Origin of the sequence: Aeromicrobium panaciterrae, from assembly GCF_031457275.1 — a bacterium.
Classification (GTDB): domain Bacteria; phylum Actinomycetota; class Actinomycetes; order Propionibacteriales; family Nocardioidaceae; genus Aeromicrobium; species Aeromicrobium panaciterrae_A.
Genome location: NZ_JAVDWH010000001.1, coordinates 1225667 through 1237976 on the forward strand (window position 1 = coordinate 1225667; position 12310 = coordinate 1237976).

Annotated in this window: 14 protein-coding genes; 10 read left to right on the forward strand and 4 right to left on the reverse strand. The window is 63.9% G+C overall.

The features are described from left to right. Positions 1-68: 68 nt before the first annotated feature. The 3 genes from soxR to J2X11_RS06435 are packed head-to-tail and all read right to left on the reverse strand — an operon-like array spanning position 69 to position 1568. On the reverse strand, positions 69-536 hold the full coding sequence (soxR, locus tag J2X11_RS06425) for a redox-sensitive transcriptional activator SoxR (RefSeq protein WP_309968188.1): 468 nt from the start codon (positions 534-536) through the stop codon (positions 69-71). A gap of 25 nt (positions 537-561) precedes the next feature. Then, positions 562-876, reverse strand: coding sequence for an AzlD domain-containing protein (locus J2X11_RS06430; protein ID WP_309968191.1), 315 nt, complete (start codon positions 874-876; stop codon positions 562-564). After that, the gene (locus tag J2X11_RS06435; RefSeq protein ID WP_309968194.1) at positions 873-1568 is read right to left on the reverse strand and encodes an AzlC family ABC transporter permease; all 696 of its coding nucleotides are present in this window, start codon (positions 1566-1568) and stop codon (positions 873-875) included. Before J2X11_RS06435 ends, J2X11_RS06430 begins: the two co-directional genes overlap by 4 nt. Positions 1569-1649: 81 nt before the next feature. Here J2X11_RS06435 and J2X11_RS06440 point away from each other — a divergent pair, with 81 nt between their 5' ends. Further along, positions 1650-3005, forward strand: coding sequence for an MFS transporter (locus J2X11_RS06440; protein WP_309968196.1), 1356 nt, complete (start codon positions 1650-1652; stop codon positions 3003-3005). On the opposite strand, the gene J2X11_RS06445 is transcribed toward J2X11_RS06440, so the two are convergent. After that, positions 3006-3533, reverse strand: coding sequence for a hypothetical protein (locus J2X11_RS06445; protein WP_309968199.1), 528 nt, complete (start codon positions 3531-3533; stop codon positions 3006-3008). Between the two features lie 146 nt (positions 3534-3679). Between J2X11_RS06445 and J2X11_RS06450 the strand changes: the two genes are divergently transcribed. From J2X11_RS06450 to J2X11_RS06490, 9 genes are all read left to right on the forward strand, one after another. Beyond that, positions 3680-4999, forward strand: coding sequence for a homoserine dehydrogenase (locus J2X11_RS06450; RefSeq protein ID WP_309968203.1), 1320 nt, complete (start codon positions 3680-3682; stop codon positions 4997-4999). After that, entirely contained in the window at positions 4999-6063 is a 1065-nt protein-coding gene (thrC, locus tag J2X11_RS06455) for a threonine synthase (RefSeq protein ID WP_309968207.1), read from the forward strand. The genes J2X11_RS06450 and thrC overlap by 1 nt, the downstream gene beginning before the upstream one ends. Continuing rightward, positions 6060-6935: a homoserine kinase gene (gene thrB / locus J2X11_RS06460; RefSeq protein WP_309968209.1), complete on the forward strand. Its 876-nt coding sequence runs from the start codon at positions 6060-6062 to the stop codon at positions 6933-6935. The genes thrC and thrB overlap by 4 nt, the downstream gene beginning before the upstream one ends. 167 nt (positions 6936-7102) lie before the next feature. Continuing rightward, positions 7103-8872 (forward strand): transcription termination factor Rho, encoded by a 1770-nt coding sequence (gene rho, locus J2X11_RS06465; RefSeq protein ID WP_309968212.1) that lies wholly within the window; start codon positions 7103-7105, stop codon positions 8870-8872. An 88-nt stretch (positions 8873-8960) separates the two neighbouring features. After that, a complete protein-coding gene (locus J2X11_RS06470) occupies positions 8961-9443 on the forward strand; it encodes a glutathione peroxidase (protein ID WP_309968215.1) in 483 nt (160 codons plus the stop codon). Positions 9444-9562: 119 nt separating this feature from the next. After that, complete coding sequence (gene rpmE, locus J2X11_RS06475; protein ID WP_309968218.1) at positions 9563-9769, forward strand: 50S ribosomal protein L31; 207 nt, start codon at positions 9563-9565, stop codon at positions 9767-9769. An 83-nt stretch (positions 9770-9852) separates the two neighbouring features. Then, complete coding sequence (prfA, locus tag J2X11_RS06480; protein WP_309968221.1) at positions 9853-10932, forward strand: peptide chain release factor 1; 1080 nt, start codon at positions 9853-9855, stop codon at positions 10930-10932. Next, positions 10929-11780, forward strand: a complete 852-nt coding sequence (gene prmC, locus J2X11_RS06485) for a peptide chain release factor N(5)-glutamine methyltransferase (RefSeq protein WP_309968223.1) — start codon at positions 10929-10931, stop codon at positions 11778-11780. The genes prfA and prmC overlap by 4 nt, the downstream gene beginning before the upstream one ends. Positions 11781-11802: 22 nt before the next feature. Beyond that, positions 11803-12297: a VTT domain-containing protein gene (locus J2X11_RS06490; protein WP_309968226.1), complete on the forward strand. Its 495-nt coding sequence runs from the start codon at positions 11803-11805 to the stop codon at positions 12295-12297. The last annotated feature ends 13 nt before the right edge of the window (positions 12298-12310 follow it).

The window sequence follows — 12310 nt, forward strand, 5'->3', positions numbered from 1 at the left end:
AGAAGGTAGAGCGTGAGGCTCCAGTCCGTCGAGAGGAGCGAAACAGTCGTTGTGGCTTTGCGCCCAAGTCAGGCGCTGACTGGTCGGCGTACAAGTCGCTGAGCACCAGAACCGTTGCCTCCGAGCCCGTCATCGGAGTTGTAGAGAGCGCAGCTCTTGAGCGACAGGCACCCGCAGCCGATGCACCCGTCCAGTGTGTCCCTCAGGCGCTCGAGCTGATCGATCCGAGCATCGAGCTCAGGCCGCCAGCGTGCCGATAGGCGAGCCCAGTCGGCTTTGGTGGGGGTTCGACCGCTGGGGAGCGACGTCAGGGCTTGCTCGATCTGGGCGAGCGAGATACCGAGACTCTGCGACACGCGAATGAACGCGATACGTCGCAGCACGTCGCGGTGATAGCGGCGTTGGTTGCCGGCCGTACGTCGACTCGTGATCAGACCTTCGCGCTCGTAGAAGTGGAGCGCCGAGACGGCGACTCCCGCTCGTTCGGCTGTTTCGCCGGGCGTCAGCTCGCGATGGCGGAGGGAGGCATTGCTCATGACCTGAACGGTACTTGAGGTCTGGCTAGCCAAAGAAGCGAATCGCTGCGGTCACGCCCGCTGCAACCAGAACAGCGGTGAGTACGCCGGCGCGCGTCCAGATCATCAGTGCCCCACCTGCGACAACTCCCACGAAATCGGCTCCCACGTGCAATCGATCGCCGTCGGCGAGGATGCTGGTGACGACGAGTGCCGCGAGGAGCGCGGGCGCCATCAGCGTGATGACGCCGTTGATGCGCGGCGACAGCTGACGGCCACCCATCACGACGGGGCCGAAGCCCTTGATGAGTGCCGTGACCACCGTCGCGCCCGCGATGGTCCACCAGATTGTGCTCGTCATGCCGTCTTCTTCTGGCGGAGACCCCACAGTGCGACGAGGCTTGCGGCCAGCACCGGTACGCCCGCCGGAGTGACCTCGACCAGTGAGAGGGCAACGACGGATCCCGCGAGCGCGATGCCCGCAGCGCGACGGTTCTTGATCTCGGAGATCAGTAGGGCCAGGAAGAACATCGGGTAGATCGCGTCGAGGCCGAACCGAGAGGTGTCGCCGAGGAGGTCTCCGCCAAACGCGCCGAGTGTGGTTCCCGCGACCCAGCAGACGTATTGCGGAGCCGTTGAGCCGAACAGGAACCACCGGTCGAATGTCCCGTCGCCGCGATTGGCCATGGCCCACGAGGCATCGACGACCGTCTGCCCCTGGGCAGCACGGAGCGCAGGCGGACCGGGCAACGATGGACCGAGAGCGATACCCATCGGCAGGAATCGTGAGTTCATCAGCGCGGCCGCGGCAATCGCTGCTCCGGCAGTGCCGCCGCCGACGAGAATCGCAACCGCGGTGAACTGGGCGGAACCGGCAAAAACGATGGCCGACATGATGATGGCCGCCGCGACTGAGAATCCGGCATCCCGAGCAATGACACCGAACGACGCAGAGAGAAGAAGCCCAACGGCGGCGTACGGAATGCCAGCTTTTGCTCCAGCGACGAACGAGGCGCGGGGATCCTCCGCTAGGAGCGGGGGAGTGCTGGCCATGGATCCAGCCTCCCACCGCTTCCCAACACTTTTGGTGTCGGGTTTGACCTTAACAGTGCTTCAGGTTGTCTGATACCTCTCATGACTGTTGAGACCGCGACTGAACGCGAACGCCTGTGGCTTGGTCCGTACGGACGTGTTGTCGCGGGGATCTTCGCCCTGGCGTTCCTCATTGCTTTCGAGTCGCTGGCCGTTGCCACGGTCATGCCGGTCGTTGCGAAAGACCTTGATGGACTGAGCCTGTACGCGCTCGCCTTCGCCGCTCCCACAGCAATCGCCGTGATCACGATGGCGATCGCGGGCCCGATGATCGATCGACAAGGGCCCGGCCCAGGTTTGCTCGCTGGCGTAGGGATCTTCGTGCTCGGACTCGTGGGTGCCGGGTCAGCCCCGAACATGGAGGTGTTCCTCTTGGGTCGCTGCGTGCAGGGCCTTGGCACCGGCTTCGTGGGTGTCGGACTTTATGTCGTCATTGGCTCGGTATTTCCCGACGAAATGCGCGCCCGAGTCTGGACTGTGATGACGAGCGCGTGGCTACTGCCGGGGCTGGTCGGGCCAGTGATCGCCGGAATGATCGCTGACCACATCGGCTGGCGCTGGGTGTTCCTGAGCGTTCCGCTCATCGCGGTCTGCTCAGTGGCGCTGTTCTGGGACGCGGTGCGTCGCGTCAAGGGCGATGCTGGCGTGACGAGCGATCACCGACGCGTTTGGTGGGCCACGCTCACGGCGACCGGCATCCTTGGCATGAGCTTGTCGGGACAGCGTGGGTTCGCTCTGTGGCCGGTCTTGTTGGTCGCTGGATTCGCGCTGACGTTTGCGTACGGGCCCCGGCTTCTTCCTCGAGGCACCTGGCTGGGGCGTCGAGGCCTGCCGAGCGTCATCGCAGCACGAAGCTTGCTGAGTGCAGCGTTCTTCGGCGCGGAGACGTACGTGCCGCTCTCCCTTGTGGAGCACCGCGGACTGAGTGTTTCGCAGGCAGGCCTACTGCTGACCAGCGCAGCGGTGCTGTGGTTCACGGGTTCGTGGGTGGCAGCCAATGTCCCCGCACTCTCATCCAAGGTGCTGAGAGTCAGGGTCGGCGCGGTTTGCGTGTTGATCGGCACCTCTGCCGGCGCGTTGAGCCTCGTTGACGCCGTGCCCGTCGTACTGATCGCAGCGATCTGGAGCATCGCTGGCCTCGGAATGGGAATGGCAGCCTCGACGCTCGGTGTCCTGCTGCTCGACCATTCGGCGGCAGGAGAGCAGGGCGTCAACAGTGCTGCGATGCAGACCAGTGATGCTGCGGTTCAGTCGATCGTGTTGGCGATCGGAAGTGTCGTCTTTGCGATCCTGCTCACGAGCCATGCGATGACTGGTTACGTCCTCGTGTTCGTCTTGGCGATGCTCACCGCTGTGGTTGCGGTCGCGGTGTCCGCCCGCCTGGAGGCCAGGGAGTGATCAGCCGGTACAGCCGGTGACTTGGTAGCGCTTCGACGCGGTGGCTGAGCTGACGACCTTGCCGTCAATCGCGATGGTGCACGTCGCGGACGTGCCGAGAGCCTGCACAAAAGCCTGGGCGACGGCGCGGGGTCCGCGAAGTCGCTTGGTGATCGTCACCGTGCTGCTTGACGACATCGGTGTGCTGTCTCCGGCCTGGGTGCGGATCATGTACTTGAATGGTCCGTTTCCCCGCAGAGTGATCGTCACCTCATAGATGGTGTTGCCGGTGCCCGCGTTCTTCAGTGGATCTCCGGTGACAGTGGTGGTTCCTCCACCGGCTTCGAAGAACTTCTCGAAGCCCTCGGGGATCTCATCGCGCGGCGGTTGGATCGGCTGGACACTCACCTTCGGTGCGGTCGGCCCCTCGGTGCTCGGTTCATCGTTGTTTTCCACGAACACCATGTATGCGCCTGCAAGAAGAAGGATCGTCCCGAGGACCGTCGCCAGTACGGCGATTCTTTGTCCTCGACGTCGGGAGTGGCGCATGAGCCCTTCTTAACATGGTGTTGGAGCAAACCTTGCTTTCGGGACAACGACTGCGGAGCGGTCGAGTTACCCGATCGCGAGGCACGTCACTGTCCATCTATTCGGGGAGTGGCGCGCCGAAAGTCGTGCGCCGATACCCTTGACCAGTGAACGCCTCATCGTGGTCTGCCGGCCGCCCACTTCGCGTTGCCCTGCTGGGCTGCGGTGTCGTGGGTAGCGAAGTCGCGCGCCTGATGACGCGAGACGCCGAGGAGCTGGCACAGCGCGTGGGTGCTCCGCTCGAGCTGGTGGGCATTGCCGTACGTCGGCTTGGTCGCGAACGCGACCTCGATGTGCCGGCTGACCTCTTCACGACGGACGCCGCGGGATTGGTGAGTCGTGGTGACATCGACGTCGTCATTGAGGTGATCGGTGGCATCGAGCCCGCTCGCGAGCTGATCCTGTCCGCCCTCGACAACGGCGCATCTGTGGTCACCGCCAACAAGGCGCTTCTCGCCGAGGACGGCGCGACCCTGTTCGAGGCCGCTGAGAAGGCTGAGCGCGACCTTTACTTCGAGGCCGCCGTGGCTGGCGCCATTCCGATCGTGCGCCCACTGCGCGAGTCACTCGCAGGCGACTCAGTCGAGCGCGTGCTCGGCATCGTCAACGGAACCACCAACTTCATCCTCGACGCCATGACCACCAATGGCACTGGATTCTCCGAGGCGCTCGACGAGGCGCAGCGGCTCGGCTATGCCGAGGCCGATCCGACTGCAGACATCGAGGGATTCGATGCGGCAGCCAAAGCGGCGATCCTGTCGGGACTCGCATTCCATACTCGTATGACCCTCGGTGACGTCCACCGCGAAGGCATCACCGAAGTCAGTGCTGCCGACATCCGCTCTGCCAGCGAAATGGGCTGCGTCGTCAAGCTGCTCGCGATTTGCGAGAAGCGTGACACCCCAGACGGTCCTGCCGTCTCGGCGCGCGTACACCCCGCGATGATCCCGCTGTCCCACCCGCTGGCCAGTGTTCGTGGCGCCTACAACGCGGTGTTCGTCGAGAGCGAGTCCGCGGGTCAGCTCATGTTCTACGGTCCGGGTGCCGGCGGTGCCCCAACGGCAAGTGCTGTGCTCGGTGACGTCGTCTCGGTCGCCCGCAACCGTCGCAATGACGTGTTCGGCCCGGGTGAATCGACCCACGCGCAGCTCGAGGTACTCGACATCGGTCGGGCTCGTACGCGCTATCACGTGGCCATTGACGTCGACGACCGTCCGGGCGTGCTCGCGGCTGTGGCTCACGCCTTTGCCGAGTTCGACGTATCGATCCGAACTGTGCGCCAGGAAGGCTCCGGCCTCGATGCGCAGCTGGTCATCGTCACCCACGAAGCTGACGACGCTGCGCTCTCAGCGACCGTCGCCGCGCTGCGTGAGATGGACATGGTCCGCGATGTCTCGTCTGTCATGCGCGTCGAGGGAGGATTCTGATGGCTCACCTGTGGCGAGGCGTGATCGAGGAATATCGCGAGTGGCTTCCGGTCACCGCTGACACCCCGGTCATCACGCTCCGTGAAGGCGGCACTCCGCTGGTGCACTCGGCCTGGTTGTCAGGTCTGGTGCACGGCGACGTGTGGCTCAAGGTCGAGGGTGACAACCCCACGGGGTCGTTCAAGGATCGCGGTATGACGCTGGCGATCTCGGTCGCCGTCGGTGAAGGCGCCAAGGCCGTCGTGTGCGCGTCGACCGGCAACACTTCTGCCTCGATGGCTGCCTACGCCGCTCGGGCTGGCATCACGCCGATCGTCCTGGTCCCGCACGGCAAGATCGCCGCGGGCAAGATGGCCCAGGCCGTCATGCACGGTGCCGAAATCATCCAGGTCAAGGGCGGCTTCGATGAGTGTCTGCAGCTCTCACGCGGCCTCGCGGACAAGTACCCCGTCGCACTGGTCAACTCGGTCAACCCCGTACGCCTTCAGGGCCAGAAGACCGCTGCCTTCGAAATCGTTGACGCGCTCGGCGCGACTCCGGACATGCACGTGCTTCCGGTCGGCAACGCGGGCAACATCTCGGCTTACTGGATCGGCTATCGCGAATACGCCGATGCGGGCATCGCCACCAAGACTCCACTGATGTGGGGCTTCCAGGCGCAGGGCGCAGACCCGATCGTCCAGGGCGCTCCGATCCAGCACCCCGAGACTTTGGCAACTGCGATCCGCATCGGCAATCCGGCTTCGTGGCACCTCGCTACTGCGGCACGTGACGAGTCGGGTGGACGTATCGACTCGGTCAGCGACGAGCAGATCCTTCAGGCCCAGCGTGACCTCGCCTCGCACGATGGAGTGTTCGTCGAACCTGCCTCAGCAGCCGGCGTCGCGGGACTCGTTGCTGCCGCCTCGGCGGGTCAGGTTGAGCCTGGGCAGACGATTGCCGTCACCGTCACCGGCCACGGCTTGAAGGATGTCGACACCGCACTGTCGGGCATTGGCTCCATCGTCGACGCAGTTATCGAGGCCGACGTCGACGCCGCGGCAGCCGCTGCGGGCCTCGCGTGAGCTTCATCGCCGGGCCGGTCACCGTACGTACCCCGGCTTCAAGTGCCAACCTCGGTCCCGGCTTCGACGCGCTCGGACTCGCCCTCTCGCTGTACGACGATGTCACCGCCGAGGTGCTGTCTTCCGGCCTGGAAATCGACGTCGTCGGCGAAGGAAGCGACGGCGTACCCAAGGACGAAACGCACCTGATCGTACGAGCGATGTATGCCGCGTTCGACCTGCTGGGTGAGCGACCTTCCGGACTGCGACTCAGCTGCATCAATGCGATTCCGCATGGACGTGGGCTGGGTTCCTCGGCGGCTGCAATTGTTGCGGGCATCACCCTGGCAAATGCGCTGGTCGACGGAGACGGACTGGACGGCGCTGCTGCATTCCAGCTCGCGGCTGACCTCGAAGGTCATCCCGACAATGTCGCTGCGGCGATGTTCGGTGGGCTGACGATCGCCTGGCTCGAAGGCGAGGCCGCACAGGTAGAACGACTCGATTCAGCAGTCGAGGTGACTGTGTTCATCCCGTCTGAAGCGGTGTCGACCGAGAAGGCTCGCGGACTGCTCCCCGAGACGGTCTCGCACGCCGATGCTTCGGCCAATGCTGGTCGAGCTGCATTGCTCGTACGCGCGCTGACCGGCGCACCCCATTTGCTTCTCGCGGCAACCGAGGACAGGCTCCACCAGTCCTACCGAGCGAGCGCGATGTCGGACTCGTACGACCTGATGTCGAGCCTGCGAGCTGACGGTATTGCCGCCACGATTTCGGGTGCTGGGCCAACTGTTCTGGCCTTCGCCAGAGGGCTCGGCGACCGCCTTCCGGAAGGCTGGGCACTGCACGAACTGGACGTCGATCTTGAGGGCGCACACGTCGTTGTGACATGAACCCAGCAGGAATGCTGGGCGACCTGATGGTGTTATGGTGGATGAGTCGGAGTCGAGTTCATACTCCCCGGCAAGCCATTTAAGAAGCCCGTCGGATACGGGCAAGCCTTTTATGTGATCTGGAATCTCCAGTTACTTGGCCAGTGGCCTCATTCAAAGGAACCTACGTGACAGAAACATCCACGACACCTGACCCCATCGCTGTTGACGCAGCTACCGAAACCCCCAAGAAGTCCGGGGGAGGACTGGGCGGCAAGGTGCTCGCCGAGCTGCAGGACATTGCTGGCGGACTCGGTATCGACGGCGCGCCCGGCATGCGCAAGGGCGCCCTCATTGACGCCATCAAGACGGCTCGCGGCGAGAACGCCCCAGCCAAGGCCGAGAAGGCGGACGCCCCGGCAAAGGCCGAGAAGGCAGACTCCGCTCCCAAGAGCGATGCGTCCGAGCCGAAGGCCGACGCACCCAAGAAGGACGACGAGTCCAAGGACGATTCTGACAGCGATGGCGGCAACAACCGCAACCGCAACCAGAACAATCGCAACCAGAACAACCAGGGTGGCGGCAACCAGCAGAGCAACCGCAACCAGAACAATCAGGGTGGCGGCAACCAGCAGAACAATCGCAACCAGAACAACCAGGGTGGCGGCAACCAGAACCAGAACCAGAACCAGAACCGCAACCAGGGCCCCGAGGACGAGGACGACGAGTTCGGCGCAGGTCGTCGTCGCAACCGCCGCGGACGCAACCGCAACGGCGGACGTGGCGGCATGGAAGCCGAGCCGACCTTCACCGAGGACGACATCCTCGTGCCCGCTGCGGGCATCCTCGACATCCTCGACAACTACGCGTTCGTTCGTACGACGGGCTACCTGCCGAGCGAGAACGACGTCTATGTCTCACTGACGATGGTCCGCAAGTGGGGACTCCGTCGCGGTGACGCTGTCATCGGCCAGGTACGCCAGCCCCGTGAGGGCGAGCGCAAGGAAAAGTTCAACCCGATGGTCAAGATTGACTCGGTCAACGGGATGACGCTCGACGACAGCAACAAGCGCGTGGAGTTCTCCAAGCTCACCCCGCTCTACCCGTCGGAGCGCCTGCGCCTCGAGGGTGAAGCCGGCGGCATCACCGGACGCGTCGTTGACCTCGTTGCCCCGATCGGCAAAGGCCAGCGCGGCCTGATCGTCTCGCCGCCCAAGGCTGGCAAGACGATGATCATGCAGCAGGTTGCCAACGCGATCACCGAGAACAACCCCGAGGTCCACCTGATGATCGTCCTCGTCGACGAGCGTCCCGAAGAAGTCACTGACTTCCAGCGGACCGTCAAGGGTGAAGTCATCGCGTCGACCTTCGACCGTCCGGCAACAGATCACACGATGGTCGCCGAGCTCGCCATCGAGCGCGCCAAGCGTCTCGTCGAGCTGGGTCACGATGTCGTACTGCTGCTCGACGGCATCACGCGTCTCGGCCGCGCCTACAACCTCGCTGCTCCGACAAGCGGACGCATCATGTCGGGTGGTGTCGACTCGTCGGCGCTCTACCCGCCCAAGAAGTTCTTCGGCGCTGCTCGCAACATCGAAGACGGCGGTTCGCTGACGATCCTCGCCACCGCGTTGGTCGAGACCGGTTCGCGTATGGACGAGGTCATCTTCGAAGAGTTCAAGGGCACCGGCAACTGGGAGCTCCGTCTGCGCCGCGACTTCGCCGACAAGCGCATCTTCCCGGCCGTCGACGTTGACGCGTCGAGCACGCGTCGCGAAGAGCTGCTCATGGGCAAGGACGAGCTCGCTGTCGTATGGAAGCTGCGTCGAGTGCTCTCGGGCCTCGAAGGCCAGCAGGGCCTCGAGCTCATTCTCGGCAAGCTCAAGAAGACGCAGAGCAACGTCGAGTTCCTGATGGAGATCAACAAGACGATGCCGGACAGCACCAACGGCAACTGAGTCAATCGCGAGGCCCGGCATCCTGATGGGTGCCGGGCTTTGTGCTGTCTGGGTGAGCGGTAGTTGAACGGCCTACTAGTCTGGACGCATGACTACTGCGCACGACTTCTCCGCCAACGCCATCGACGGAACTGAGCAACTGCTGTCTGACTACAAAGGCAAGGTCTTGCTGGTCGTCAATGTTGCTACCCACTGCGGCCTCACTCCTCAGTTCAAGGGGCTCGAGAGGGTCTACCAGGAGTACGTAGATCGTGGTCTCGTCGTCCTCGGCTTCCCCTGTGATCAGTTCGCCGGCCAGAACCCCGGAGACGACGCCGAGACCGGCGCGTTTTGCGAGAAGAACTATGGCGTGACGTTCCCGCTGTTCTCGGAGATCCAGGTCAACGGCAAGGACGCCCACCCGCTTTACAAGTGGCTGAAGAAGGAAAAGGGCGGCGTTGGCCCGAGCGCGATCAAGTGGAACTTCACCAAGTTCCTGGTCGACACCGAGGGCAATGTGGTCAAGCGCTACAGCTCGACGACTGCTCCCGAAGACATCAAGAGCGACATCGAAGCGCTCCTGCCTGAGTAACGCAGGGAATGGCTGAGCCCGGATTGGCGTTGTACGTATGCCAACTGGCACAATTGACCCTTGGTGCTGGTTCACGGATCGCATTCAGCGAAACGACCCAGCCGCCGCGAGAGGACACCATGAAGCAAGGCATTCACCCCGATTACGTCGAGACCCAGGTCACCTGCACCTGCGGCAACTCGTTCACGACCAAGAGCACTGCGCCTGAGGGCGTTCTGCGCGCCGATGTCTGCTCGGCCTGCCACCCGTTCTACACGGGCAAGCAGAAGATCCTCGACACCGGTGGACGCGTGGCCCGCTTCGAGAAGCGCTACGCCAAGAAGTAGCAACGTTCCAGCGCCGACCCCAGCCTGCAAAGGCTCGGGTCGGCGCTGTTGTTACATCTTCCTGACTGCGAGAGGAGTGCGTGATGTTTGAAGCCGTTGAGACGCTCGTTACTGAGCATGCTGAGCTCGAGCGCAAGATGTCCGATCCCGCCGTGCACTCCGATCCGGGTCTGGCCAAGAAGCTTGGTCAGCGGTACGCCGAGGTCAGCGCGATCGTGAAGACCTACCGCGACTACCAGCAGGCAACAGGAGATCTTGAAGCTGCGCGTGAATTCGCCGCCGAGGATCCCAGTTTTGCTGCGGAGATCGAAGCTCTCGAGCCACGTATCGCTGAGCTCGGCGAGCGCCTTCAGAGACTGCTCGTACCGCGCGACCCCGCCGACTCCAAGGACGTCCTCATGGAGATCAAGGGCGGCGAGGGCGGAGAAGAGTCAGCTCTGTTCGCAGGCGACCTGCAGCGTATGTACTCGCGCTTCGCCGAGCAGCGTGGCTGGAAGACCGAGATTCTCGACTCGACTGAGTCAGCGTTGGGCGGCTACAAGTCCGTGACGATGGCGGTGAAGGCATCGGGTACTCCCGAACCAGGCATGGCGCCGTATGCGCAGCTCAAGTTCGAGGGTGGGGTGCACCGTGTGCAGCGCGTGCCGGTGACAGAGTCGCAAGGCCGCATCCATACGTCCGCTGCCGGCGTGCTCGTCATGCCCGAGGCCGAGGACATTGACGTCGAGATCAACGACAACGACCTGCGCATCGACGTCTACCGCTCGTCGGGCCCAGGCGGCCAGAGCGTCAACACGACCGACTCGGCCGTGCGCATCACCCACGTTCCGACCGGCATCGTCGCGAGCTGTCAGAACGAGAAGAGTCAGCTGCAGAACCGTGAGCAGGCCATGCGCATCCTGCGCGCCCGACTGCTCGAAGCTGCTCAGGCTGCTGCCGATGCCGAGGCATCAGACGCTCGCAAGTCGCAGATCCGTACTGTCGACCGTTCCGAGCGCATCCGCACCTACAACTTCCCCGAAAACCGGCTCTCGGATCACCGCACGGGGTTCAAGGCCTACAACCTCGACCAGGTGATGGACGGCGCGCTCGACGACGTCATCACCTCGCTCGTCGAGGCCGACCTGGCCGCCCGCCTCGATGCGGTCGAAGCCGGAGAATGAGCGCAGTACGTACGCAGGCCGAGCGGTTGCTCGCCGAGGCGACGGGGATTCTCGAAGCAGCTGGCGTCGAGTCGGCGCGGCATGACGCCGAGTCGCTGCTCAGCCATGTCACCGGCATACCTCGCATGTCACTGGTCACCAGGGCGAGGCCCGATGGCATCCAGAAGGATGCGTTCCTCAAGCTGATCGAGGCGCGCGCCTCTCGCATTCCCCTGCAACACCTGACCGGCTCGGCTGCTTTCAGGTACGTCGATCTTGAGGTCGGACCCGGCGTCTTCGTGCCGCGCCCCGAGACCGAGATGCTCGCTGGTTGGGCGATCGACCACGCCAAGACACTCACCGACCCAGTGGTGGTTGAACTGTGCGCAGGCTCAGGTGCGATCTCGCTATCGGTCGTGCACGAGGTGCCGAGCGCACGGGTCCACGCTGTCGAGCTCGACGAGCCCGCGTACGAATGGGCACAACGCAACCTTGACGGAACTGGTGTCGATCTCCGGCTCGGCGACATGGCTGACGCCTTCTCGGACCTTGACGGGACGGTCGACATCGTCGTTGCCAACCCGCCCTACATCCCGCTTGATGCGTGGGAAAGCGTTGCCCCAGAGGTACGCGATCACGACCCGTCGCTCGCGCTGTGGTCAGGCGATGACGGACTCGACGCGATGCGCGTGCTCGAGCAGACCGCCTGGCGCCTCCTCAAGCCTGGGGGAGTCGTCGGTGCCGAGCATGCTGACGCACAGGGGGAGTCCGCTCCGGAGGTCTTCGTGCCGCGCTGGACCAGCGTGCGCGACAACCTCGATCTGGCGCGCCGGCCACGCTTCGTGACGGCTACCAAACCCGCCAACTGAGGTCGTCTAGGCTGAAGCCCTTATGGGCGGCGACCTTGCACTCTTTGGAGCCGCGTTCGCCGTAGGCATCGGGTCTGCACTGCTCCCGATCTTCATCAATGCGGAGTTGTTCGTCGGCAGCCTCGGCGCCACAGTCGACAGCCGAGTGACCCTCGTGCTCGCCATCGTGTGCCTGGTCATTGCCACGGTGATCGGCAAGGCCTTCGTCTTCCAGCTCGCCCGTACCGGAAGCCGCAAGATCCGGTCGTCAGTCGAGCGAAAGCCCCCTCGCAACAAGCTGTTCGCCCAGGTACGCCGGCTGAGCGACTGGCTGCTGACGTTGCTCGACCGCCCGTACGCGGGTGCGATCACGGCGTTCGCGTCGTCTCTGACCGGTATCCCACCGCTGGCGATCGTGACGATCCTTGCCGGAGCGTCGCGACAGCCTCAGTGGCTGTTCCTGTCGATGGTGTTCATCGGACGACTGCTGCAGTTCTTGGCGATCGCCTTTGTCCTCCACGGCATCAGCTGGTTCTAGCTCCACCTAGGAT